The sequence below is a fragment of the Duganella sp. GW821-FHT07G03 genome, assembly GCF_059418605.1.
In genome coordinates this window covers 182,847-205,790 of record NZ_JBWKQE010000006.1, presented here as the reverse complement: position 1 = coordinate 205,790, position 22,944 = coordinate 182,847, and the positions used below count along the sequence as shown (strand labels likewise).

The window sequence follows — 22,944 nt, the reverse complement described above, 5'->3', positions numbered from 1 at the left end:
ATTTTGGTGCAAAAAAAAACCGAGGACTCGCCTCGGCTTTTCAGATGCCCGTCAAACTCAGGCCGCGTGCGGCGCCGCGTCGGACGATGCCGGCTTGCCGAAGGCCGCCAGCAACGCCGCCTCCTTCTGCTTGGCCGCCTTGAAGTGACGCTCCTTCACGTGGCCGTAGCCGCGGATGTCTTCCGGGATGCTGGCGATGGCCACCGCCTGCGACAGGTTCTCGGCCGTCAGCTTCGGCAGCAGCGAGGTCACGGTGTCGCGGTACTCGCCGATCAGCGCGCGTTCCATCTTGCGCTCCGCCGTGTAGCCGAAGATGTCCAGCGCCGAACCGCGCAGGCCCTTGAACTTGGCCAGCAAGCCGAACGCCTTCATCATCCACGGACCGAATTCCTGCTTGATCAGGTGGCCTTCGGCATCGTGCTTGGCCAGCAGCGGCGGCGCCAGGTGGAACTTCAGCTTGATGTCGCCTTCGAACATGCCGGCGATCTTCTGCTGGAATGCACCGTCGGTGTACAGGCGCGCGACTTCATACTCGTCCTTGTACGCCATCAGCTTGTAGAAGTAGCGCGCCACAGCTTCGCTCAAGCGGGTGGTCTTGCCCAGCTTGGCCTCTTCCGCTCGCACCTGGTCGACAAACGATTTATACTGTTTAGCATAATCCGCGTCCTGGTAAGCGGTCAGCAGCTCCACGCGGCGGGCGACGACGTCGTCCAGCGTCTGGATGCGTTTGAACTCGATCACCTTCGCCGGCGTGGTCAGCTTGGTCACGGAAGCCAGGTCGTGGGCGGCGGTGCGGCCCCAGTTGAAGGCCGATTTGTTGAAGCCCACCGACACGCCATTCAGTTCGATCGCCTTGATCAGCGACGCTTCGCTCAGCGGCACGTGGCCCTTCTGGAACGCGTAACCGAGCATGAACATATTGGTGGCGATCGAGTCGCCCATCAGCGCGGTGGCGATCTGGCCGGCGTCGACGAAGTCCACCAGCTCGTTGCCGCAGGCCCGAACGATTTCACCGCGCGAGGAAGCATCCGGGAACTGCCAGTTCGGATTTTTCACAAACGCCGCCGTCGACGAGCCGGTCGAGTTGATCATCGCGTGCGTGCGGCCTTCGCCCATGCGCGACAAGGCGTCGCGCGAGGCGGTGACGATCAGGTCGCAGCCCACCACCAGGTCGGCGCTGCCGGTGCCGACGCGGGTCGAATGCAGGTCGGCCTGCTTGTCCGCCAGGCGCACGTGCGACATCACCGGGCCGCCCTTCTGGGCCAGTCCGCTCATGTCCAGCACGATGGCGCCCTTGCCTTCGACGTGCGCGGCGACGGCAAGGATCTGGCCGACGGTCACCACGCCGGTGCCGCCGATGCCGGTGATCAGGATGCCGTACGGCGTCGCCGTCGACGGCAGCACCGGCGTAGGCAGCACTGCTTGCGGGCCTTCACCAACCGCCGCCTTCTTCGGCTTCTTCAGCGCCCCGCCTTCCACCGTCACAAAGCTCGGGCAGAAACCGGTGGTGCAGGAGAAGTCCTTGTTGCAGGACGACTGGTTGATCTGGCGCTTGCGGCCCAGTTCCGTCTCCAGCGGCTCCACCGACAGGCAGTTGGACTGCACGGAGCAGTCGCCGCAGCCTTCGCAGACGGCTTCGTTGATGACGGCGCGCTTGGCCGGATCCGGGTATTCGTTACGCTTCCGGCGGCGACGCTTCTCGGAGGCGCAAGTCTGGTCGTAGATCATGGCCGAGACGCCCGGCTTGTCGCGCAGTTCGCGCTGCACGTCCATCAATTCGCTGCGATGGCGCACGGTGACGCCTTCCGCCCATTTGTAATCGGCCGGGTATTTTTCCGGTTCGTCGGTGACGACGATGATCGGCGTCACGCCTTCGGCGGCGATCTGGCGCGAGATCATGCCCGGATCGAGCGGACCGTCGAACTGCTGGCCGCCGGTCATGGCGACGGCGTCGTTGAACAGGATCTTGTAGGTGATGTTGACCTTGGCCGCCACCGCCGCGCGGATCGCCAGGATCCCGGAGTGGAAGTAGGTGCCGTCGCCCAGGTTGGTGAAGACGTGCTTCTCGTTGGTGAACGGCGCCTGGCCCACCCAGGTCACGCCCTCCGCGCCCATGTGGGTGAAGGTCGAGGTTTCGCGGTCCATCCACAGCACCATGTAGTGGCAGCCGATGCCGGCCAGCGCGCGCGAGCCTTCCGGCACCTTGGTCGAGGTGTTGTGCGGGCAGCCGGAGCAGAAGAACGGCGTGCGGTCGGTTTCCGGATTCGGCTTGGACGGCAGCGTTTTCAGCGCCAGTTCCTTCGCCTCCAGGAAGGCCACGCGCTCTTGCACGCGCTGCGCGACCGGATGGCCGGCGCAGTAGTGGGCGATGCGCGAGGCGATGGCGCGCGCGATCTGCGCCGGATTCAGCTCATAGGTGGCCGGCAGCAGCCAGTCGCCATGGCCTGTCTTGCCCTTGTTGCTCCACTCGCCGGTGTCGTCGAACTTGCCGACCACGCGCGGACGTTCGCCGTCCGGCAGGTTGTACAGCTCTTCCTTCAGCGCGTATTCGAGGATCTGGCGCTTTTCTTCCACCACCAGGATCTCGTCCAGGCCCTTGGCGAATTCGTGCACGCCGTCCGCTTCCAGCGGCCAGGTCATGCCGATCTTGTACAGGCGGATGCCGATGTCGGCGGCGGCCTGCTCGTCGATGCCCAGGTCGGACAGCGCCTGGCGCGTGTCCAGGTAGGATTTGCCGGCGGTGATGATGCCGATCTTCGGCTTCGGCGAATCCCAGATGATCTTGTTCAGTTTATTGGCGCGGCAGTAGGCCAGTGCGGCGTACCACTTGTAGCTGTTCATCCGCACTTCCATATCGAGCACGGTGTCCGGCCAGCGGATATTCAGGCCGCCGGCCGGCAGCTCGAAGTCGGTCGGCAGTTCGATCTTGACGCGGTCCGGGTCGAAGTCCACCACGGCGCCGGATTCGATGATGTCGGTGACGCACTTCATCGATACCCACAGGCCGGTATAGCGGCTCATGGCCCAGGCGTGCAGGCCGTAGTCGATGTACTCCTGCACCGACGACGGATACAGCACCGGAATGCCGCAGGCGTTGAGGATGTGGTCCGACTGGTGGGCGGTGGACGAGGACTTGGCCGCGTGGTCGTCGCCGGCCAGCACCAGCACGCCGCCGTGCTTGGCGGAGCCGGCGTTGTTGGCGTGCTTGAAGACGTCGCCGCAGCGGTCGACGCCGGGGCCTTTGCCGTACCACATGGAGAAGACGCCGTCGTATTTGGCGTCCTGGAAAAGATTGGTCTGCTGCGTGCCCCAGACCGCGGTGGCGGCCAGGTCTTCGTTCATCCCGGGATGGAACTTGACGTGATGCGCGTCCAGGTACTTCTTGGCCTTCATCGCCGTCATGTCGACGCTGGTGACCGGGGAACCGCGATAGCCGGTGATGTAGCCGGCGGTGTTCAGGCCCGTCTTCAGGTCCCGTTCGCGCTGCATCATCGGTAGACGGATCAGGGCCTGGGTGCCGGTCATGAAGGCCCGGCCGCGTTCCAGCGTCCACTTGTCGTCGAGTGAAATTTCGTTGTCCGAGTGCGTGCCCGGCTCCAGTTGCGAGCCCTTGTGAGGTGCGTTCATTGTGTCTCCATTTATTCTTTAAGCCATGCGCTACAGGGCCTCGTTGGCCCATTAACGCGCGATCCGCCGGCCCTTGTGGAGACGGCGGAACGGAAAAATGTGGTTTTTTATAGGGTACCACAGGCCTGCGCCCCGTTCTGTGCGGGACTACCGGCTTTCCACCCTTGTTACTCAGGCGGCGGTTGGGTCTTTCAGCACGCCGCGCTTGATCTGATCCAGTTCGATCGATTCGAACAGCGCGCGGAAGTTACCCTCGCCGAAGCCCTGGTCGCCCTTGCGCTGGATGATCTCGAAGAAGATCGGACCGATGACGTTCTGGCTGAAGATCTGCAGCAGCAGTTCGCGCTCGGTGTCGTTGCTATGGCCGTCGATCAGGATGCGCAGACGGCGCAGGTCTTCCAGCGACTCGCCGTGGTTAGGCAGGCGGCGGTTGACCAGCTCATAGTAGGTCTCGATCGTGTCCTGGAAGGCGATGCCGGTCTTCTTCATCGCCTCGACGGACGAGTAGATGTCGTCGGTGCCCAGCGCGATGTGCTGGATGCCTTCGCCGTGGTACTCGTCCAGGTATTCGGCGATCTGCGACTTGTCGTCCGACGATTCATTGATCGGGATGCGCACTTTGCCGCATGGCGAGGTCATGGCTTTCGACTTCAGGCCGGTCAGCTTGCCTTCGATGTCGAAGTAGCGCACTTCGCGGAAGTTGAACATCTTCTCGTAGAAGTCCGCCCATTCCTTCATGCGGCCGCGATGAACGTTGTTGGTCAGGTGGTCGATATAGGTCAGGCCGTGGCCGACCGGGTTGGCGACCGCGCCAGGGATGGCGACGAAGTCGACGTCGTAAATGCTGATGTCGCCGATCGAGCCTTGCTCGCCGCCGTTCTTGCCGCGCCAGCGGTCGACCAGGTAGATCAGCGAATCGCCCACGCCCTTGATGGCGGGGATGTTCAGCTCCATCGGGCCGGTCTTGTTATCGAAGCCCCAGGCGCCCTGCTCCAGCGCGCGCTTGTAGGCGAACGCGGAATCCTGCACGCGGATCGCGATGGCGCACACGGACGGGCCGTGGTGGCGGGCGAAGCGCTGGGCGAAGGAGTCCTGCTCGGCGTTGATCAGGAAGTTGATGTCGCCCTGGCGATACAGGGTCACGTCCTTGTGGCGGTGACGGGCGATAGCGGTAAAACCCATGCTTTCGAACAGTGCGCCCAGGGCTTTGGGATCGGGTGCGGCGTATTCGACAAACTCAAAACCATCGGTACCCATAGGGTTGTCCCAAGGCGTAAATTTCATGCGAGTCTCCTTCTTTGAATAGCGCACAGTATAGACCCGCTTCACCAGCATTAAATTGCAAACAATTCCCACGCATCGCGGTTCTGCGCAATAATATTGCCTGAACCATGAATTTTTGAGGTATTTATGACCAAAATTGCGCTGGACAAAACCGATCGTAAAATTTTGTCAATTTTGCAGGCCGACGGCCGGCTGTCGAACCAGGATGTGGCGGAGCTGGTGGCCTTATCGCCCTCGCCCTGCCTGCGCCGCATCAAGCGGCTGGAAGAGGCGGGCGTGATCCGCCAATACGTGGCGCTGCTGGACCCGGACAAGATCGGCCTGGGCCTGCTGGCCTATGTCAACGTGCGGCTGGAGAAGCACAGCGATGCGGCGGCGCACAGCAACGCCCGCGCGCTGGGCGCGCCCAACGCGCCGGTGTCGCCGCGCGCGGATTTCGCGGTGTCGGTGGAGCAGTGGCCGGAAGTGGTGGCCTGCTACGCGATGACGGGCGAGATGGATTACCTGCTGCGGGTGCACGTGGAAGACATGGACCACTTCTCGCGCTTCATGATGGCGACGCTGCTGCGCCACCCGGCGGTGCTGGACGTGAAATCCTCGTTCGCCCTGCAGCGCATCAAGGACACCACCGCGCTGCCGCTGGTATAACGTAACCTGTGCTTGCCTAACTAATGGAACTTCGACGGATGGATTCTGAACATTGAAAAAAGCAGACTTCCCTCCGCTCCTACCCGCTGGAATCCATGCGCTGACCATGGCTGAACTTCAGTCGCTCGCCGTGACCCCGTTCTCGGCGGATGCTCGGCGCGCCCTATTATTTGCGTCGTTCCAACAATGGGTTCAAAAACTTCAGGCTTTACATGTACAGGCTATACTTTGAATAGATGGGTCTTTTTTGACGTCAAAGTATGGCCCAGAGGACATTGATTGCATGATGTGGGATCCTGCTACGACCACGAATCTCACCACGGAACAGTGGGTGGAGGTTCGAGAGCTTACCGATCGGAATGCAGCAAAAATTAGATTCGGCCTGGACCTGTACATGGAGAAGCCAGACGAAAAGGAAAGATTGCATCGACAGGCATATTTTCGCGGTTTATTCGGCTTCCAGCACGACGAAAAAACGCCGAAGGGATTTGTGGAGCTAAAAATATGAGCATAGATTTTTTGAAGAGGCATGCTCAAACGCTCAGTGAATTCGCTGCGGCTACTGACGCACGCGTCAGCATGAATCCTGGGGATCAGTGGCTGACGATTGCTGCGAACAATCAGCGGCAGGCAGCCAGCGATGCGATGCAAACCCTCGCGGTTGCTTATGCTCAAGAAGCTGGCGAATTGATGGACTTGCGATTTATGGGTCCGCGAGCAAATGGATCGATTTCTCTCGACGCCTTCATCAAGATAGCAGATCCTTTATCTAAAGCTTGGAAGGCCGCTGCCTATCGTATTCGGCACGGCTTGTCTGAAGGACGCGTTGGCAAGGAAATAGCGGATATATTGAACCTTAAACTGGCAGGCATCGCAGGTGGTTCAACTCGTGTATTGGTAACCGGGAATACGTCCACAGACCTTTCCGGAGAAAGTCTTCTACAGTCCACCTTACAGCAGACTTTTCGGCTGCTCACAGCAAAAAACGACGAGTTTTATGATGCTGTTGATGCTGTTGGTGGTAAGGCCGCCCACTATTTTGGCGATGCGATGCGTGAAATTAGCAGTGCTGGCATGTCTGCAGAATTTACTTGGCACTCCTTGGCCGGCAAACATACCTGGCAAGGCAGTTCTGATGAGATTAAGCGAATCCGGACTCTACTTGCAGCTGTGGCGGACACGATAACGTACACAGAAAATATCTCAGGTAGAGTATCCGCGATAACCGACACGGGGAAACTAGAGCTTCGAACTTTTGAGGGCAAGATGATGGTGCGATTCCCTCTCGACCTGACTGAAAAAGTTCAGCATTTGTCGATCGCAAAGCTCACTAATCTTCACGTGAGCACCACTAAGTATAGGGATGCAATTGCTAAGAGAGATGTGTTCAGACGATTACTCATCGACATCTCAGATCCCTCTTAGACTATTGACCGGCAGCGCGTTACAGTCCTGATGTTTGATGCACTTCAGGAGATGACAAAACGCGCCAGGTGCTGCAGGAATGGATCGGCGGCCAGGAAGCCGATCACGCGGCTGTTGGGGATTTCCTTGCCGCCGTTGAACAGGATGATGCCCGGCGGGCCGAACAGGCCGAAACGCTTCATCAGGGCCTTGTCGTCGGCGCTGTTGGCGGTGACGTCCACCTGGATCAAACGCACCTGCTTCAACTTGCCGCTGACGGCCGGCTTGGAGAAGGTGAAGCGCTCCATCTCCTTGCAGGACACGCACCAGTCGGCGTAGAAGTCCAGCATCACCGGCGTGGTGCTCGACGCCAGCACCTGATCCAGTTCTGCCACGGTCTTGATGCGGCTGAAGCGGATCTCGTCGCCGGCCGGCGCCGCGCCCTCTGCGCGGGCGAGGCTCAGATGGCCCAACGGTTGCAGCACATCGCGGCCGGCGCTGGCGGCGCCCGCCAGTTCGAACAGGCCGCCGACCAGGAAAGCCAGCCCCAGCGTCTTGCCGACATAGGCGCCCAGGCCGGACTTGGCGCCGGCCGGCAGCGGCTCCAGCACATGCAGGAATACTGCGCACAGCAGCGCGAACATCCCCCACAACGCCATCATCACCGTCACCGGGAACACCGGCGTGATCATCCAGATCGCCACCGCGATCAGCAGCAGGCCGAAGATCTTCTTCACGCCATTCATCCAGGCGCCGGCGCGCGGCAGCAGGCTGCCGGCCGAGATCCCGGTCAACAACAGCGGCACGCTCATGCCGACCGCCATCGAGAACAAGGCCCAGCCGCCGGTCCAGACGTTGCGCGTCTGACTGATGTAGAGCAGCGCACCGGCCAGCGGCCCGGCCACGCACGGGCCGACGATCAGCGCCGACAAGGCGCCCATGACGAACACGCCGGCGAAGCGGCCGCCGCCCATGTTGCCGCTGGTCGCGCTCAAGCGGCTTTGCAGGGCGCTCGGCAACTGCAACTGGTAGACGTCGAACATCGACAAGGCCAGGCCGACCAGCAGCGCGCCGAACGTCAGCAGCACCCACGGCTTTTGCAGCGCGCCGGCCAGCCCTTCGCCCGCCAAGCCGGCCGCCACGCCGAGCGAGGTGTAGACCAGCGCCATGCCCAGGCAGTACGCCAGCGCCAGCGAGAAGCCGCGGCTGCGCGAGACCGCGCCTTCACCCACGATGATCGAGGACAGGATAGGCACCATCGGCAGCACACACGGCGTGAACGACAGCAGCAGGCCAAAGGCGAAGAAGGCCAGTCCGATGCGCCATGCGCTGCCGCTTTGCAGCGTGCGCTGGGCGAGCGAGCTATCGTCTTCATGGACCGGCGCGGCGGCTTGCGATACGTCACCCGCCACCAGCTTGCCCGGCGCCGACGGATCGACGCGGTAACTCTGCGTCGCAGGTGAGTAGCATAGGCCCGCGTCCGCACATCCCTGATAGCCTACGTGCAGTGTGAACGCTGCCGCCGCAGTCGCCGGCAGCGTGACCACCAGACTATCCTGGTAAGTTTCCATCTCCTTGTTGAAGTTGGTGTCGAACTTGCGCAACCCTGCCGGCAGCACCGGCGCTTCCAGCTGCGCGCCGTCCGCCTTGAAACTCAGGCGGTCCCGGTACAAATGATAGCCCGGCGCGATTGCCCACGACAGGCGAACCGTGTGCGCATCCATCAACTCACCCTTCAGCTGGAACGCCTGATCCGGCTCCAGAAAATCATCCGCTCGTGCGCCAGTGGCCAGGGCGATTACCGCCACCAGCAACGCCATCAAACGCGTCATCCAATTGTTCATCATTTCCACCTCATTCAAACATCCCTGAACAGCATCTGCCCCTGATCGTTCACGGCCAGATACCCCATGTCCGACGCATTCAAAAAATTCAAGCCATCCTGCTGTTTCAGCATCGCGATGGTCGAACAGCTGCCGGCGGCGATCGCCATCGGCGCCAGCACGCTGACCGAGCGCCAGTAGCGCACCGGCATGCCATCGCGCGGGTCGAGGATGTGGCAGTAGCGCTGCCCATCGAGCTCGAAGTAGCGCTCATAATCGCCGCTGGTGGCCAGCGCGCCCGTGCTGACCGGTATGCTCGCGATCACGCTGTCCGCATCGCGCGGGTCCTGGATGCCGATGCTCCACGGCCGCCCGTTCAGGCGCGGACCGATGAAGCGCATGTCGCCGCCCAAATTCACATAGCCATGCCTGACGCCCGCGTCGGCCAAAAGCGCCGCCGCGCGGTCCGCCGCATACTCCTTGCCGAAGCCGCCGAAATCGATCTCCATCCCGGACTGCCGCAGAGCCACGTCCTCCGCACCGCACTCCACCTTGTCCCAGCCGACCAGCGCCAGCAAGGGCTCCAGCACTTCCTTGCGCGGCACCTTGGGCTGGCGAAAATCCCAGGCCCGCCGCAGCACGCCGGAGGTGATGTCGAACAGCCCCTCGCTGGCGCCGTGCAGCGCCGCCGCGTAAGCCATCAGCGACATGGTCTCGCTGTCGCAGCGCACCGCCTCCTTGCCCGCCGCCGCATTGATGCGCGAGACGATGCTGTCCGGCCGGTAGCGCGAATACTTGGTTTCGATACGCAGCACCTCGTCCATGGCCTGCTGCGCCAGCAGCGCCGCCGACTGCGCGTCCGGCGCGGCGAACCGCAACTCGCAGCGGCTGGCCATGGCCTGGAACGTGGTGCGGTGAATCGCGTCTATCATTTTGCGTCTACCACTGCCGGTTGATTGCAATCTGTATCGTCTGCGCCCGCAATGCATCCAGGCCAGGACTGCCTTCGTGGAACAGGCGCCAGCTGCCGCGCTGCTGGTACACCGACGCCTTCACGTCGACGGACCACAGCTTGTCCAGCTGCTTGCTGACCTTCAGGCCCAACGTCACCGCACCAAAGCCGGACAGGCGCTGGTCGGCCGACATGTAGCCGCTGCCGTTGTACCCAGGCGGGAACGGCGCACCCAGCTTGGCGTCGTAGAACGGATCGTAGTAGAAGCTCGCCGCGCTCTGCGAATACAGCCGCACTTCCGGCGTCACCGTCCAGCCCTGCGACAGCGGCTGCACATATTCGGCGCCCAGCGTATGCCCGCGCACGCCGAAGCTGTCGCGGTAATAGCGGTAGGACAGCCGGCTGGTGCCGCCGGTCGACGCCAGGTGGTGATTCCAGCGCGCCAGCAGCGTGCTTTCGTTGCGGCTGCGCGGGCGGTTGTCCAGCGCCTTGTACGGATCGGAGAAATAGCCCTCGCCTTGGCTGTGCGTCAGCGTCAGTTGGGCGATGTCGTTGGCCGTCAGCACCTGCGTCACGCCCAGCAGCAGGCTGCTGGTGCGCTTCTTCTCGTTGCTGACGATCTTGTTGACCGGATCGATGCGATCGTCCGCGTGGCCGACGCCGACGGTCCAGGTGGTGTTCTTGCTCTCGCTCTCCAGGCTGGCTTGCAGCGACAGCGCGCGCGACACGTAATCGTGCTCGGTCGAATACGCCGCGCCGACGGTCACGCTGCCCCGTTCGAAATAGCGCGTGGCCGACGCATCGCCCGCAGTCCGGTGGTCCTGCATGTGCGAGGCGCCGGAGATCGCCGTGTGGTAGCGCGGCGAAGCGCCCGACACATCATCCGACACCAGCGAGGCGCCGATGCTCCACACACCGGCCACCGGCGCCATGATGGCCACCGACGGCGAATGCACGGTGATGCGGTCGAGGCCAGACTGGCTATCCTTGTAGTTCAGATAGCCCAGCGTGATGTTGCCGTTGGCCGGCGGCGTTTCGGCATGCGCCTGCACGCCGGGCAGCATCAGCGCCGCCGTCATGATGGAGGCGGCCAGGCCGCGCCCCGATGCTTTGTCTTCGTTACTCGTCATGGTGGTCCTCAATTGCAGCCGCAACCGCCGCCACCCACGCCGGCGCCGCCGGACGAAGCCTCGCGGCTGGTGTAGATATGGTCGTCGAAGCGTGTGAACAGATGGCCGTCACCGAAGGTCATCTCGGTGCGCGCCAGCGTGCCCTTCTCCCAGGGCTGCACATTGCCCAGCGTGGCGCAACCGGACAGGCCGGCCGCCAGCGCGATCAACAGTAGCGATTTCATTTGACGGCTCCCAATGCGTTCTGAATTTTGCTTTCCAACTCGGTGCGGTCGGTGTCGCGGAAGCCGGAATGCTCCAGCAGCACCTTGCCGTCCGGCCCAATCAGCACGCTGCTCGGCATGCCCTTGATGCCGTAGCTGCGCGGCGTGGCGCCCTGCGGATCGAAGCCGATGGCGAAGCGCGCCGGCGTCGTCGTCAGGAACTGGCGCGCGTCGGCGCTGTTGGCGTCGACGTTGACGCCGATGATCTGCAGGCCCCTGGCGCCATACTTGGCCTGCATCTCGTTCATCCACGGGAAGGACTGGCGGCACGGGCCGCACCAGGAGGCCCAGAAGTCCACATACACCACCTTGCCCTGCAGCTTGGCCAGCTTCACCGCGCCGTCCACCCCTTGCAGGTCGAACTGCGGCGCGGCCGCGCCCTTCTCCAGCGCCCAGGCCGGGGCTGCGCTCAATGCGGCAGCCAGCAGCATGGCGATCCATATCGGTTTCATGTCAGCCTCCGATGCGTTTCGATTGCCGACGGCGCCAGCCGATGGCGATGGCCGCCGCGATGATCAGGAACACCATCATCGGATCGTTGACGTCGTCCGAGGCCGAGCAACCGCCGCCGCCCTTGTTTGTCGGCGCGGCGTTGCTTGCCGCCGCCGTACCCTGGCCGCTCAGCGCGATGGTCCAGCTGCTGCCGGCGACGCTGGCCTGTATCGCCACGCTGCCGCTGTTGCTGCCGGCGTTGACCGGCGTATAGCCCACCACCAGGTCGCACGAGACGCCCGGCGCCAGCGTGAACGGGAAGGCCGCGCAGCCGGTGCTGTCCGCCACGGCGGCGAACGGGCCGGTGTAGGCGGCGCTGGCCAGCGTGACGGCGGCGGCGCCGCTATTGGTCAGCGTGAAGCGGCGCGTCGGCGCGGCGCTGCCGATGACGACGGCACCGAAGTCAAAGCTCTGCGGCGCGATCGTCAGCGACGGCGTGCTGATGGCGACGGCCACGCCGTTGCCCTGCAGCGCCAGATGGAACTGCGCGCCGCCGTCGGTCACCAGCAGCAAGTCGGCGCTGCGGGCGCCGGCGGCCACGGGTTTGAACGCGGTGGTCAAGGTGCAGCTGGCGCCCGGAGCGACCGTGGCGTTGGCGGCGCAGCTGCCGCCGAGGACGAAGTCGCCCGGCTGGTTGCCGCCCAGCGTCAACGTGGCAATGCTCAGCGATGCGTTGCCGCTGTTGGACAGCGTGGTCGCATGAACCGCCGCGCTGCTGCCGACTTGCGTATCGGCGAAGACTATCGGACCGGCTTCGGACAGCAACGGCGTCGCCGTGGCCTGCTTGGTGCCGCTGCCAGTGATGCCGACTTGCAGCGCAGCCGCGTTAGAGCTCACCGCCAGCGCCGCCGTCACCGCGCCTTCCGCCGTCGGTGCAAAGCGCACCGGCACGGCGCAGCTGGCGCCCACCGCCAGGCTGGCGCCGCAATCGCTGCCGCCCAGGCTGAAGCTGGCCGCGCCCGATCCAGTCAGGCCTATGTTGTTCAAACCGATGACGACATTGCCGGTGTTGGCCAGCGTGACCGTCCGCGCCACTGCGGCGGCGCCGATGGTCTGCGCGCCGAAGGCGATGGCCGACGGCGTGGCCGTCAATGCCGGCGCCGGCGTGGCGGCGCTGCCGGACAGGCCGACCGTGGCGCTGCCGTTGGACGCGTTGGAGGCCAGCGTCAGGCTGGCGGAGAAGGCGCCGGCTGCAACCGGCAGCGCTTGCAGCGTCACCGTGCAGTTGCCGCCCGCAGGCACCGGCGTGGCGACGGCGCAGCTGCCGCCCAGCGTGAAGATGCCGGCATTGGCGCCGCCCAGCGCGATGGAGCTGAAGGTCAGCGCGGCCTGTCCGCTATTACTGACGGTGATGGTCGATACGGCGGAAGGAGATCCCGTCAGCAGCGTGCCGAAATTGACGCTGGCCGCCGACAAGGCGATGGTCGCTTGCGGCGTGGCGTTGCCCGTTCCGCTGAGCGCGACGCTGCTGCTGCCGCCGGTGGCGTTGTGCGTGATGGTCAGCGAGGCGGCGCGCGCGCCGGCCGCTGTCGGCTTGAAGCTGGCCTGCACGGTGCAGCTGGCGCCCGCCGCGACGGCGCCGCCGTTGGTGCAACTGCCGCCGGCGGTACTGAAGTCGCCCGCCGCCGCGCCAGCGATGGAGATGGTGCCGATATTGAGCGTGGCGTTGCCGGTATTGCTCAGGGTGGCGGCCAGCGGGCCGGCCGTCTGGCCGATATTGGTGCCGCTGAAGGTCAGGCTGGCCGGCGCCAGCGAGGCTGCCGGTGCCGCCACCACGTTCGGATTGCCAATGAAGGCGGCCAGGTCATCCAACTCTGTCGCGCTGAATTTTCCGCTGTACAGGCTCCCCATGCCGCCCTTGTTGGTGGCGATGGCGTTCTGGATCACGGACGGTTGGTTGGCAGCCGCCAGGATGCCGTTGACGTTATTCGCCGGCGTGGCACTGTGGCAGGTAGCGCACGAAGCGCCGCCGGACACCGGTCCATTCAGATACAGGCTCTTGCCGTTCAAGGCATCAGCCGCATTGGCGCCCTGCCCCATCACACCGACCAGCAGGACCGCAGTCCACCGAAGCCGGAACACCTTTGCTAACAAGCCTGTCATGACACTCTCCTGTAGTTTGATCTATAAGCCGCAGACAGAGATCGCAAACGCATTCATGCCGCTGTGCGCCAGGGCGCACCAGCTCCAGCTTCGGCTGCGCTGGTAGAGCAGCGCCAGCGCCAGTCCCGGCGCCAGCACCGCCAGCGCGTGCTGCCACCCGGAGCCTATATGCAGCAAGCCGAAAACCGCCGTCGATACCAGCACGGGTCCGCCCTGCGTCAAAGGCAGGCCGCCGTTGCGGGCGGCCAGCTGACGCGTCATCCACTCCTGTAGCCCGGTCCTGACCACGCATTCCTCCAGCGCCGGCGAGAGCAGCAGCAAACGTAGGCAGACGGCGAAGTCCGGCGCCTGCAACTGCATGCTGCAAAATTGAGTAATCGACGACACGGAATATGGGTGGTTTTGCTGCCGGTTGCGTATCTTGTCCGACCGTTCATACCCGGCCGCGCAGCAAAGGTTCTAGCGGGGAGAGATTTATTTTCGGCCGAGCAGGCGGTCGAGCCATTTCGCGGCGATGCGCTTGTTGGCCTTGAGGGTGTAATCCAGCGTGGCGAATTGCTCGTCCAGCGCTTCTTGCAGCATGCTGGCCGGGTTGGCCGGCAGCAGTTTCAGGTAGGCGTCCGCTTCGCCGTAGTCGCGATGGATCTCCATGCCGGCTTTTTTCGCGATGTGCATCATGGTCTTATTGGACGACAGGCAGTGCATATACAACGTGTCGACGTCGTTGTTGCGGCAGTGGATGGCGGCGCGCTCGAACAATTTGGTGCCCATGCCCATGCCGCGCGCCGAGCGGCTGACCGATACGCCGAATTCCGCCACCCTTTCCTTGTCGGTGACGGCGCTCTTCGATTCGTCGCGCGGCGCAAACGCCAGGTGGCCCACCGCCACCAGCTTGAACACGCGGTTGTAGACGCCGAACACCATGTCGCGCGTGAAGTCGATGCGGTTGACGTAGTTCGCCACCTGCTCGTCCGGCAGCACGGTGCCGAAGCGCAGCAGGCGGTCGCTGTCCTCGAGGCCAAGGAAGTGCTTGACCATGCGCCGCCGATCGCGCTCGCGCAGCTCCTTGACCAGAACCGTGGGACGGTGTTTGCCGTCTTTGTGCTTGCCCCAGCGGCGCAGCGGGTTCTGGAAAAGGTCGATCGAGCTCATATTTCCGCCGCGTCCTCTTCATCATCGCCGGCATTCAGCGCCAGCTTCACCGCCGCCACGCGCGCGCGATGCACCAATTCCGGGATGCGTTGTGGAGTGGCGGCACAGCCTTGCGCGATTTCGCCGGCGTTGACGCCGCGCGCGGCGGCCAGCGCCGTCTCCAGGTGCGTCCGTTGCGGGAACGGCGCGTCGCGGAAGCTGGCGCTTGGGCCGATGCGGCCGCGCGAATCGCATTCGGTCGCCAGCAGCATCTGCGAGAAGCGCGCCGGCTTGCGGAAGGCGTCGCAGCGCTCCAGCAGGGTGACCACGGTATTGGGTCGCAGCTGCAGCGCGCGGCCGACGTTGCCGTGTTCGCGCGCCGTCATCACTGCCAGGTCGCGGCATTCGGTAGGCACCTTGAGGCGTTTGCATACCTGTTCCACCAGCTTGACGCCCAGGCCCTCGTGGCCGTGGTGCGCGGGCCAGTTGTCAGGCGGCGTGGCGCCCTTGCCCAGGTCGTGCATCAGGCAGGCGAAGCGCGTGGCCAGTTCGTGGCCGGCTTCCGCCGCGCAGTCGATCACTTGCAGCATGTGGATGCCGGTGTCGATCTCGGGATGCCACTTCTCTGGCTGCGGCACGCCCCACAATACGTCCAGCTCCGGCAGGATGCGCGCCAGTGCGCCGCAATCGCGCAGCACTTCCAGCATGCGCGACGGCTTGTCTTCCATCAGGCCGCGCGACAGTTCCTGCCAAACACGCTCCGGCACCAGCGCATCGACTTCGCCTTGCTCGACCATCTGCCGCATCAGCGCATTGGTTTCCGGCGCCACGCGGAAGTCGCTGAAACGGGCGGCGAAACGGGCCACGCGCAGGATGCGCACCGGGTCTTCGGCGAACGCCTCGGAAACGTGACGGAAGATGCGCTGTTCCAGATCACGCCGGCCGCCGTATGGATCGGTGAGCGTGCCGTCGTCCGCGCGGGCGATGGCGTTGATGGTCAGGTCGCGGCGTACCAGATCGTCTTCCAGCGTGACGTCGGGCGAGGTGTGGAACACAAAGCCCTTGTAGCCGGGCGCGGTCTTGCGTTCGGTGCGGGCCAGCGCATATTCTTCCTGCGTCTTCGGGTGCAGGAACACCGGGAAATCCTTGCCGACCGGGCGAAAGCCCTTGGCCAGCATGTCGTCCGGCGTGGCGCCAACGACCACGTGATCATGGTCCTTGACCGGCAGGCCAAGCAGTTCATCGCGCACGGCGCCGCCGACTACATAAATCCGCATAATCGTCAGTCCGGCATTTCGGCGTCGTGCTTGGGCGCCATTTCGGTTTCGGCCATCGCTTCCTCGACCCAGCGGGCCACGGCGGGATGGGCCAGCACGCGCTGGCAGTAGGCGTCCAGCGCCGGCGCCAGCGATACGCCATAGGTGCGGAAACGCATCACCACCGGCGCGTAATAGGCGTCGGCGATCGAAAATTCGCCGAACAGGAACTGGTGGTGGCCAAAGCGCGACAGGCACTCTTCCCAGATTTCGCTGATGCGGCCGATGTCGGCCTGGGTGCCGTTGGTGCGGCCCTTGCCCGGATAGCTGGCACGGATGTTCATCGACATCGAGGTGCGCAGGTCGCTGAAACCGGCGTGCATCTCGGCGCACACCGAACGCGCCATCGCGCGCGCGGCCACGTCCTGCGGCCACAGGTGCAGTTCCTGGAATTGCTCGGCGAGGTATTCGCAGATCGCCAGGCTGTCCCAGATCGTCATCTCGCCGGCCAGCAGCACCGGCACGCGGCCGCTGGCCGAGTAGCCGCAGATGCGGTTGGCGGTGTCGTCCTGGTCGAGCAGCACGCGCACCTCCTGGAACGGGATGCCGAAGGCGGTCATCGCCACCCACGGACGCATCGACCACGACGAATAGTTCTTGTTGCCGATGATGAGCGTCAGGCCCGGCTCGCGCGCGGTGGCCAGGGTTTGCGACAGGCTGGGATCAAGTTGAGTGGTCTGCATGGTGCGTCCAAAAGTGGTTGTAGATGTCAGCGCGAGCCGAAGCTCGATTCCTGCTGTTCCTGTTCGGTATAGCCTCTAGGCGCGACGTTGCCCAGGCGCGCCTTCAACGATTGCGGGCGGCCTTCAAACAGCGCCGCGTAATAGGTGGTGTTCGACATCACGTTCTTGACATAGGTGCGGGTTTCGACGAACGGGATCGACTCGATGAAGACCGCGCTGTCCATCGGCTTGGTCAAGGTCGAGCGCCACGAGCGCAGGCGGCCCGGCCCGGCGTTGTAGGCGGCGGTGGCCAGCACCTGCGAGCCGTCCATATTCCCCAGCACCATGTTCAGGTAGTTCGCGCCCAGCAGGATGTTGGTGCGCACGTCGCTCAGCATCTCCTGCGCGAAGTCGGCCAGGCCGATCTTCTTGGCGACCCAGCGGCCGGTGGACGGCATCACCTGCATCAGGCCGGAGGCGCCGACGTTCGATTGCGCGTCCATGATGAAGCGCGACTCTTGCCGTATCAGGCCGTAGACCCAGGCCTTGTCCAGGCCCAGCGTCTGCGTGGTCGGGTGCATGATGTCGATGTGCGGCGCCGGGAAGCGCTGCGTGTAGTCGACCTGGATGCGGGTACGGTCCGAGGTGTTGACCATGCGGTCGAGGATATTGTTCTGGCGCGCGAATTCGGCGGCGGCCAGGTGTTCGCGTTCGCTCAGGCCGCGCAGGCCCCAGTTCCATTCGCGCGTGCCTTCGAAGCGCAGGCGCATGCTGAAGAACTTGATGGCGCGCTGGAAGTTGGGATTGGCGGCGATCGGCACGATTTCGGACTGGCCGATCGGCAGGCCAGGCAGCGGAATGGTAATCAGCTTGCCGGTTTCCTCCAGCGCCAGCTGGCCATAGAAGTTGGACTGGTCCGAAATGCTGCGGAACAGCTGCATCGCCTCGCCGGTGGCCTGGATGGAGCCCGCCTGCAGCATCAGCGCGCGGCCCAGCCAATAGACCCAGGCCGGATCGGCGCGCAGCGCGGACGGCATGCTGCGGATGTTTTTCTCCACCTGCTTCCAGTCGCCGTTGCGCAGCGCGATGCGGGTCTTCCACTGGATCTGGTCGATCGACAGCGCGGCGCCGTTCGATTTCTGCCAGTACTCGGTGGTCTCCGGCGACAGCGAATACGACGATTGCAGCGCCACCGCGGCCCAGGCTTCCTGCTGTTCCTGCGGGCTCATTTTGGGTGCGGCCTTGTTCAGCGCCAGCACCGCCAGCTTGATGCTGGTCTTGGCCATGCGGCCGATGGCGACGATGTAGATCTCGTGTTCGACGCGGCCGTTACCCACGCCCTTGGCCAGCGCGATGGCAGGCAGGTCGACCGCCTGCACGGCCTTCTTCTCGTTCCCGTCCAACAGCGCGACGATGCGGCGCGCCTGGCCGGTGGCGTTGTACTCGCCGGACAGGCGCAGTTGCGCGTACAGGTCGTCGATGTTGAACTGGCCGGCCTGGTACAGCGTGGCGATCAGGCCCGCGCAGGCTTCGCCGTAGCCGTTCGGCGCGGTGAGCAGCTCGCGCGCGTCGCCGGCCACCTTCTGGCCCTTGAGCGCGCGCGATTGCAGCGCGTAGCATTTGACCTGGGTGTCGTCGTTCAACACGAACAGCGGCAGCTGCTCGTCGAAGGTGGCCCAGTCGCGCTTGCGGCCCAGGTCCAGCAGCCAGTCGTTGCGCAGGCGGTCGACGATGGCCTGGCCTTCGTAGCGTTTCATGAAATCGCGGATTTCCGCTTGCGAAGTATCCCTCAGGCGCGGTTTCAGCCGATAATAATCGACGTAGGACGGAATGGAATAATCGCCCAGGCGGGCGGCGTAGAAATCGGCCTTGGATGCGTCGTCCTGGCGCACGGCGTCGCGCAGCAGCAGGAAGGAATCGTCCGCCCTGCGGCCGTCATCGCCAAGGTCGTCGGCGTGGGCCAGGGAGCTCATGGCCACGGCGGCAAAGGCGGCGGCGCCGGCAATCCATTTTAAAGCGGAAATCAATGTGCAACTCTCTAAAGTCTTGAAAATCTGAACCTATGACCAGCGACCCTAGAATACCACGCGCCACGACCGCACCACCAGCCCCGCCAGCCCCGCAAAAGGCCGATTTACGCAAGCAATTGTTGACTGCGCGGCGCGCTTTGGACGCCACTACGCGCGCCGCGTGGGACCATGCGATCGGCGAGCAGGTGATCGCATGGTGGAAGGCCGCGCAGCCGGCGGCGCTGGGCGTGTACTGGCCGCTGCGCGACGAGCCGGATCTGCACGCGGCCTACGCGGAACTGGCGCGCCTGGGCGCGCGGCTGCTGCTGCCGGTGGTGGTGGAAAAACATGCGGCGCTGGAGTTCGCCGAATGGCGCATCGGCGAGGCGATGGTCAAGGATGCGATGGGGGTGGCGGTGCCGGCCGAGCTGCGCTTGCAGCAGGCGTATCCGCCGGCGCTGCTGGTGCCGTGCCTGGGATTCAATCCGCAGGGCTACCGGCTGGGATACGGCGGCGGCTTCTACGACCGCACGCTGGCGCGCTCACCGCGTCCACAGACACTGGGCATAGCCTACCAGTGCCTGCAGGTGCGGTTCGACAGCGATGGTCACGATGTGGCGCTGGACCGCATCATCACCGAATTACACTGATCGAATTACACCAGCCGTTGCCACAGCGCGGTGGTGGCCGCGGCCTGGTTCATGCTGTAGAAGTGCAGGCCGGGCGCGCCGCCCGCCAGCAGGCGTTCGCACAGCGCCGTCACCACGTCCAGGCCGAAGGCCTTGATCGAGGCGCTGTCGTCGCCGAAGCTGGCCAGCTTCAATCGCACCCAGCGCGGGATCTCGGCGCCGCACATGTCCGAGAAGCGCATCAGCTGCGTGTAGTTCGTGATCGGCATGATGCCGGCCACGATGGGCACGTCGATGCCGATCTTGCGGGTCTGCTCGACGAACTGGAAGTAGGCGTCGGCGTTGTAGAAGTACTGGGTGATGGCGGCGTTGGCGCCGGCCTTCACCTTGCGCTCGAACGCCAGCAGGTCGTCCTGCGGCGACTTGGCCTGCGGGTGCACTTCCGGATAGGCCGCCACTTCGATGTGGAACCATTCGCCGGTCTCCTGGCGGATGAACTCCACCAGCTCGTTCGCGTAGCGGAACTCGCCGGCCGCGCCGTAGCCGCTCGGCAGGTCGCCGCGCAGCGCGACGATGCGCTTGATGTTGTGGGCCTTGAATTCCGTGAGGATCTCGCGGATCGACTCGCGCGTGCCGCCGACGCAGGACAGGTGCGGCGCGGCGTCTTCACCGGCGGCGAGGATTTCCACCACGGTGTCGAGCGTGCCGCGCTGCGTGCTGCCGCCGGCGCCGAAGGTCACGGAAAAATATTTGGGTTTGAGCTCGGACAGCTTGGCGCGCGTGACGCGCAGCTTTTCCGCACCCTCCGCCGTCTTGGGCGGAAAGAACTCGATACTGAAATTATGATTAGCCATCTGACTTCTTCAAAAGTAAGGTAGACAGGGCCCAGGAAATCACGCTGTACAACAGTGCGCCACCGATCGCCGACGCAAAGCTATCGACGTGGAAGCCGTCCACCCATTGGGCGACCAGCCAGAACATGAAGCCGTTGATGATGAAGATGAACAGGCCCAGCGACACCACGGTCACGGGCAACGTCAGCAACAACAGCACGGGGCGTATCAGCGTATTGACCAGGCCCAGTACAAGAGCCGCGACGAGGGCTGCGCCTATGCTTGTGACATCGACGGAATGCATCAGGTAGGGAACTGCCAGCAAGGCAATTGCATTGATTAACCAGGTAAGGACCAAACGCATAAAATGAACTCGCTGCAAAAATAAGGACTGGATAAAAACAGGGCCGGCGATTCCGCCGGCCCCGCTTCACACCGGCAGATTAATAACGGTAGTGGTCTGGCTTGTACGGGCCGGCTTGCGACACGCCGATGTACGACGCTTGCTCTTCGGTCAACACGGTCAGCTGCGCGTTCAGTTTCTTCAACTGCAGGCGCGCGACTTTTTCGTCCAGGTGCTTAGGCAGCACGTAGACGCCGACCGGATACTTGTCGGTGTTGGCGAACAGCTCGATCTGGGCGATGGTCTGGTTGGCGAACGACGACGACATCACGTACGACGGATGGCCGGTGCCGCAACCCAGGTTGACCAGGCGGCCTTCGGCCAGCAGGATGATGCGTTTGCCCGATGGGAAGATCACGTGGTCGACTTGCGGCTTGATGTTGTCCCAGGTGTACTTCTTCAGCGCGGCGACATCGATCTCGTTGTCGAAGTGGCCGATGTTGCAGACGATGGCCTGGTCCTTCATGGCCAGCATGTGCTTCTCGGTCAGGATGTGATAGTTGCCGGTGCAGGTGACGAAGATGTCGCCGTGTTCGGCGGCGTAGTCCATGGTGACGACGCGGTAGCCTTCCATCGCGGCCTGCAGTGCGCAGATCGGATCGATTTCGGTGACCCAGACTTGCGCCGACAGCGCGCGCATCGCCTGCGCCGAGCCCTTGCCGACGTCACCGTAGCCGGCGATCACGGCGACCTTGCCGGCGATCATCACGTCGGTGGCGCGCTTGATGCCGTCGACCAGCGATTCGCGGCAACCGTACAGGTTGTCGAACTTGGACTTGGTGACGGAGTCGTTGACGTTGATCGCCGGGAAGGCCAGCTTGCCTTCCTTGTGCATCTGGTACAGGCGGTGCACGCCGGTGGTGGTTTCCTCGGTCACGCCCAGGATCTGCGGCAGGCGCTTGGAGTACCACAGCGGGTCGATCGCCAGGTGGGCCTTGATGGCGTTGAACAGGCAGATCTCTTCTTCCGAACCGGGAGCGGCCAGCACCGAGATGTCTTTCTCGGCGCGCGCGCCCAGGTGCAGCAGCAGCGTGGCGTCGCCGCCGTCGTCGAGGATCATGTTCGAGTAGACCGCGTTGCCGGCGGCGTCCGCCGGCCAGTCGAAGATGCGGTGGGTGTAGTCCCAGTATTCGTCCAGGGTCTCGCCCTTGATCGCGAACACCGGGGTGCCGGCGGCGGCGATGGCGGCGGCGGCGTGGTCCTGGGTCGAGTAGATGTTGCACGAGGCCCAGCGCACCTTGGCGCCCAGCGCTTCCAGCGTCTGGATCAGCACGGCGGTCTGGATGGTCATGTGCAGCGAACCGGTGATGCGCGCGCCCTTGAGCGGCTGCGATGCGGCGAATTCCTCACGGATGGCCATCAGGCCAGGCATTTCGGTTTCGGCGATCTTGATTTCTTTGTCGCCCCAGGCGGCCAGGGAGAGGTCGGCGACCAGGAAGTCTTGTGCGGATTTGAGTACGGCGTTCATCACGCCCTCCTTTCATTGTTGAAAAAAGTAACGTGAGCGCGGTTTGGGACTCCGAGCCTGGCGAATCGTGATTCGTCGCAACGCTCCTCGGAAGCCGCATTTTAGCACCGTTGGGCAGGACAGGCGCAAGAAATTCTGGTTTGAGCCTGCGCAAATAGACCATATACCGACGGCCTATAGTGATCTTTTTGCCCGGAGCGCGCCATGGCGATCGACCCACGCGATGCAATCTGGAACGAAGCCCATCAATTACTGTACAACACCAGCTACACCGAAGAACTAGAAGCGGCGCTGCTGGCGCGCTGGACCTGGCTGGACAGCGTGACCAAGATCGCCGTGGCGATCTCGTCCGGAGGCGCAGCGCTCACCGGCCTCGTATTCTGGAAGAACGCCGACTATACTTTTCTATGGCCGTTGTTTACATCCGGCAGCGCCCTGCTCGCCATCCTGTCCAAAGAACTCTCGGTTGCAAAACGGCTTAAAATCCATGCGACGGCGGTGACCGAACTGACGGCATTGACCAACGACATCGGGTCGCTGATTATCCGGATGAAAATCAACACCGAATTTCCCATCGCAGAGTATGAAAAAAAATTACTCGGGCTGCACGGCCGCTACCGCGTCGAGCTGGGTGATTTCCCCTACGATATGCTGCTGACGGAGCATTTGCGGGTCAAGACCCAGCGGAAATTGAATACCATGTTGCGCGCCGAATAGATGGGCGATCAGGAGAACCGCATGAGCACTGAAAACCAACGCGAAAAGTA

General features: G+C 63.7%; 20 protein-coding genes, 1 pseudogene and 1 riboswitch. Of the genes and pseudogenes, 5 read left to right on the top strand and 16 right to left on the bottom strand.

The window, feature by feature from the left end:
- Nucleotides 1-57: 57 nt before the first annotated feature.
- Nucleotides 58-3,627: an indolepyruvate ferredoxin oxidoreductase family protein gene (locus tag AC07OK_RS10945; protein WP_494690335.1), complete on the bottom strand. Its 3,570-nt coding sequence runs from the start codon at nt 3,625-3,627 to the stop codon at nt 58-60.
- Between the two features lie 171 nt (nt 3,628-3,798).
- Nucleotides 3,799-4,911, bottom strand: a complete 1,113-nt coding sequence (gene hppD, locus AC07OK_RS10940; protein ID WP_494690334.1) for a 4-hydroxyphenylpyruvate dioxygenase — start codon at nt 4,909-4,911, stop codon at nt 3,799-3,801.
- A 126-nt stretch (nt 4,912-5,037) separates the two neighbouring features.
- Between hppD and AC07OK_RS10935 the strand changes: the two genes are divergently transcribed.
- The 3 genes and pseudogenes from AC07OK_RS10935 to AC07OK_RS10925 all read left to right on the top strand — a co-directional run bounded on the left by AC07OK_RS10935 (nt 5,038) and on the right by AC07OK_RS10925 (nt 6,984).
- On the top strand, nt 5,038-5,559 hold the full coding sequence (locus tag AC07OK_RS10935; RefSeq protein WP_020704271.1) for an Lrp/AsnC family transcriptional regulator: 522 nt from the start codon (nt 5,038-5,040) through the stop codon (nt 5,557-5,559).
- A 52-nt stretch (nt 5,560-5,611) separates the two neighbouring features.
- Nucleotides 5,612-6,067: pseudogene (locus AC07OK_RS10930) on the top strand (DUF6932 family protein).
- The gene (locus AC07OK_RS10925; RefSeq protein ID WP_494690333.1) at nt 6,064-6,984 is read left to right on the top strand and encodes a hypothetical protein; all 921 of its coding nucleotides are present in this window, start codon (nt 6,064-6,066) and stop codon (nt 6,982-6,984) included. Before AC07OK_RS10930 ends, AC07OK_RS10925 begins: the two are co-directional and overlap by 4 nt.
- Before the next feature lie 44 nt (nt 6,985-7,028).
- Here AC07OK_RS10925 and dsbD read toward each other — a convergent pair whose 3' ends face one another.
- From dsbD to AC07OK_RS10870, 11 genes are all read right to left on the bottom strand, one after another.
- Nucleotides 7,029-8,810, bottom strand: a complete 1,782-nt coding sequence (dsbD, locus tag AC07OK_RS10920; RefSeq protein WP_494690332.1) for a protein-disulfide reductase DsbD — start codon at nt 8,808-8,810, stop codon at nt 7,029-7,031.
- Nucleotides 8,811-8,821: 11 nt separating this feature from the next.
- Nucleotides 8,822-9,718 carry an FAD:protein FMN transferase gene (locus tag AC07OK_RS10915; RefSeq protein ID WP_494690331.1) on the bottom strand — a complete coding sequence of 299 codons (897 nt, stop codon included), beginning with the start codon at nt 9,716-9,718 and terminating at the stop codon, nt 8,822-8,824.
- Nucleotides 9,719-9,725: 7 nt separating this feature from the next.
- Nucleotides 9,726-10,868, bottom strand: a complete 1,143-nt coding sequence (locus AC07OK_RS10910) for a DUF3570 domain-containing protein (RefSeq protein WP_494690330.1) — start codon at nt 10,866-10,868, stop codon at nt 9,726-9,728.
- Between the two features lie 8 nt (nt 10,869-10,876).
- Nucleotides 10,877-11,092, bottom strand: coding sequence for a DUF4266 domain-containing protein (locus AC07OK_RS10905; RefSeq protein WP_494690329.1), 216 nt, complete (start codon nt 11,090-11,092; stop codon nt 10,877-10,879).
- The gene (locus AC07OK_RS10900) at nt 11,089-11,583 is read right to left on the bottom strand and encodes a TlpA family protein disulfide reductase (RefSeq protein WP_494690328.1); all 495 of its coding nucleotides are present in this window, start codon (nt 11,581-11,583) and stop codon (nt 11,089-11,091) included. The genes AC07OK_RS10905 and AC07OK_RS10900 overlap by 4 nt, the downstream gene beginning before the upstream one ends.
- A 1-nt stretch (nt 11,584) precedes the next feature.
- Entirely contained in the window at nt 11,585-13,726 is a 2,142-nt protein-coding gene (locus tag AC07OK_RS10895; RefSeq protein WP_494690327.1) for a choice-of-anchor D domain-containing protein, read from the bottom strand.
- 21 nt (nt 13,727-13,747) lie between these two features.
- Entirely contained in the window at nt 13,748-14,113 is a 366-nt protein-coding gene (mrtJ, locus tag AC07OK_RS10890) for a JDVT-CTERM system glutamic-type intramembrane protease MrtJ (RefSeq protein ID WP_494690326.1), read from the bottom strand.
- Nucleotides 14,114-14,200: 87 nt separating this feature from the next.
- A complete protein-coding gene (locus AC07OK_RS10885) occupies nt 14,201-14,878 on the bottom strand; it encodes a GNAT family N-acetyltransferase (protein WP_494690325.1) in 678 nt (225 codons plus the stop codon).
- Complete coding sequence (locus AC07OK_RS10880) at nt 14,875-16,134, bottom strand: multifunctional CCA addition/repair protein (protein ID WP_494690324.1); 1,260 nt, start codon at nt 16,132-16,134, stop codon at nt 14,875-14,877. Before AC07OK_RS10880 ends, AC07OK_RS10885 begins: the two co-directional genes overlap by 4 nt.
- A 5-nt stretch (nt 16,135-16,139) precedes the next feature.
- Nucleotides 16,140-16,856 carry a glutathione S-transferase family protein gene (locus AC07OK_RS10875; RefSeq protein WP_494690323.1) on the bottom strand — a complete coding sequence of 239 codons (717 nt, stop codon included), beginning with the start codon at nt 16,854-16,856 and terminating at the stop codon, nt 16,140-16,142.
- Nucleotides 16,857-16,882: 26 nt separating this feature from the next.
- Complete coding sequence (locus AC07OK_RS10870; protein WP_494690322.1) at nt 16,883-18,862, bottom strand: lytic transglycosylase domain-containing protein; 1,980 nt, start codon at nt 18,860-18,862, stop codon at nt 16,883-16,885.
- Between the two features lie 35 nt (nt 18,863-18,897).
- Here AC07OK_RS10870 and AC07OK_RS10865 point away from each other — a divergent pair, with 35 nt between their 5' ends.
- Nucleotides 18,898-19,494 (top strand): 5-formyltetrahydrofolate cyclo-ligase, encoded by a 597-nt coding sequence (locus AC07OK_RS10865; RefSeq protein WP_494690321.1) that lies wholly within the window; start codon nt 18,898-18,900, stop codon nt 19,492-19,494.
- Between the two features lie 5 nt (nt 19,495-19,499).
- Here the strand turns inward: AC07OK_RS10865 and metF are convergent, their stop codons facing one another.
- The 3 genes from metF to ahcY all read right to left on the bottom strand — a co-directional run bounded on the left by metF (nt 19,500) and on the right by ahcY (nt 22,177).
- Nucleotides 19,500-20,327, bottom strand: a complete 828-nt coding sequence (gene metF / locus AC07OK_RS10860) for a methylenetetrahydrofolate reductase [NAD(P)H] (protein WP_217943526.1) — start codon at nt 20,325-20,327, stop codon at nt 19,500-19,502.
- The gene (locus AC07OK_RS10855; protein WP_026334838.1) at nt 20,320-20,670 is read right to left on the bottom strand and encodes a phage holin family protein; all 351 of its coding nucleotides are present in this window, start codon (nt 20,668-20,670) and stop codon (nt 20,320-20,322) included. Before AC07OK_RS10855 ends, metF begins: the two co-directional genes overlap by 8 nt.
- A gap of 79 nt (nt 20,671-20,749) precedes the next feature.
- A complete protein-coding gene (gene ahcY / locus AC07OK_RS10850) occupies nt 20,750-22,177 on the bottom strand; it encodes an adenosylhomocysteinase (RefSeq protein WP_494690320.1) in 1,428 nt (475 codons plus the stop codon).
- A 27-nt stretch (nt 22,178-22,204) separates the two neighbouring features.
- A riboswitch (S-adenosyl-L-homocysteine riboswitch) is annotated at nt 22,205-22,271 on the bottom strand.
- 110 nt (nt 22,272-22,381) lie between these two features.
- Between ahcY and AC07OK_RS10845 the strand changes: the two genes are divergently transcribed.
- Nucleotides 22,382-22,894: a hypothetical protein gene (locus AC07OK_RS10845; RefSeq protein ID WP_494690319.1), complete on the top strand. Its 513-nt coding sequence runs from the start codon at nt 22,382-22,384 to the stop codon at nt 22,892-22,894.
- The last annotated feature ends 50 nt before the right edge of the window (nt 22,895-22,944 follow it).

Excerpts from the sequence above, each read along its gene's own strand:
- AC07OK_RS10945 (WP_494690335.1), bottom strand. The coding sequence starts at position 3,627 with ATGAACGCACCTCACAAGGGCTCGCAACTGGAGCCGGGCACGCACTCG.
- hppD (WP_494690334.1), bottom strand. The coding sequence starts at position 4,911 with ATGAAATTTACGCCTTGGGACAACCCTATGGGTACCGATGGTTTTGAG.
- AC07OK_RS10935 (WP_020704271.1), top strand. The coding sequence starts at position 5,038 with ATGACCAAAATTGCGCTGGACAAAACCGATCGTAAAATTTTGTCAATT.
- AC07OK_RS10925 (WP_494690333.1), top strand. The coding sequence starts at position 6,064 with ATGAGCATAGATTTTTTGAAGAGGCATGCTCAAACGCTCAGTGAATTC.
- dsbD (WP_494690332.1), bottom strand. The coding sequence starts at position 8,810 with ATGATGAACAATTGGATGACGCGTTTGATGGCGTTGCTGGTGGCGGTA.
- AC07OK_RS10915 (WP_494690331.1), bottom strand. The coding sequence starts at position 9,718 with ATGATAGACGCGATTCACCGCACCACGTTCCAGGCCATGGCCAGCCGC.
- AC07OK_RS10910 (WP_494690330.1), bottom strand. The coding sequence starts at position 10,868 with ATGACGAGTAACGAAGACAAAGCATCGGGGCGCGGCCTGGCCGCCTCC.
- AC07OK_RS10905 (WP_494690329.1), bottom strand. The coding sequence starts at position 11,092 with ATGAAATCGCTACTGTTGATCGCGCTGGCGGCCGGCCTGTCCGGTTGC.
- AC07OK_RS10900 (WP_494690328.1), bottom strand. The coding sequence starts at position 11,583 with ATGAAACCGATATGGATCGCCATGCTGCTGGCTGCCGCATTGAGCGCA.
- AC07OK_RS10895 (WP_494690327.1), bottom strand. The coding sequence starts at position 13,726 with ATGACAGGCTTGTTAGCAAAGGTGTTCCGGCTTCGGTGGACTGCGGTC.
- AC07OK_RS10885 (WP_494690325.1), bottom strand. The coding sequence starts at position 14,878 with ATGAGCTCGATCGACCTTTTCCAGAACCCGCTGCGCCGCTGGGGCAAG.
- AC07OK_RS10880 (WP_494690324.1), bottom strand. The coding sequence starts at position 16,134 with ATGCGGATTTATGTAGTCGGCGGCGCCGTGCGCGATGAACTGCTTGGC.
- AC07OK_RS10875 (WP_494690323.1), bottom strand. The coding sequence starts at position 16,856 with ATGCAGACCACTCAACTTGATCCCAGCCTGTCGCAAACCCTGGCCACC.
- AC07OK_RS10865 (WP_494690321.1), top strand. The coding sequence starts at position 18,898 with ATGACCAGCGACCCTAGAATACCACGCGCCACGACCGCACCACCAGCC.
- metF (WP_217943526.1), bottom strand. The coding sequence starts at position 20,327 with ATGGCTAATCATAATTTCAGTATCGAGTTCTTTCCGCCCAAGACGGCG.
- AC07OK_RS10855 (WP_026334838.1), bottom strand. The coding sequence starts at position 20,670 with ATGCGTTTGGTCCTTACCTGGTTAATCAATGCAATTGCCTTGCTGGCA.
- ahcY (WP_494690320.1), bottom strand. The coding sequence starts at position 22,177 with ATGAACGCCGTACTCAAATCCGCACAAGACTTCCTGGTCGCCGACCTC.
- AC07OK_RS10845 (WP_494690319.1), top strand. The coding sequence starts at position 22,382 with ATGGCGATCGACCCACGCGATGCAATCTGGAACGAAGCCCATCAATTA.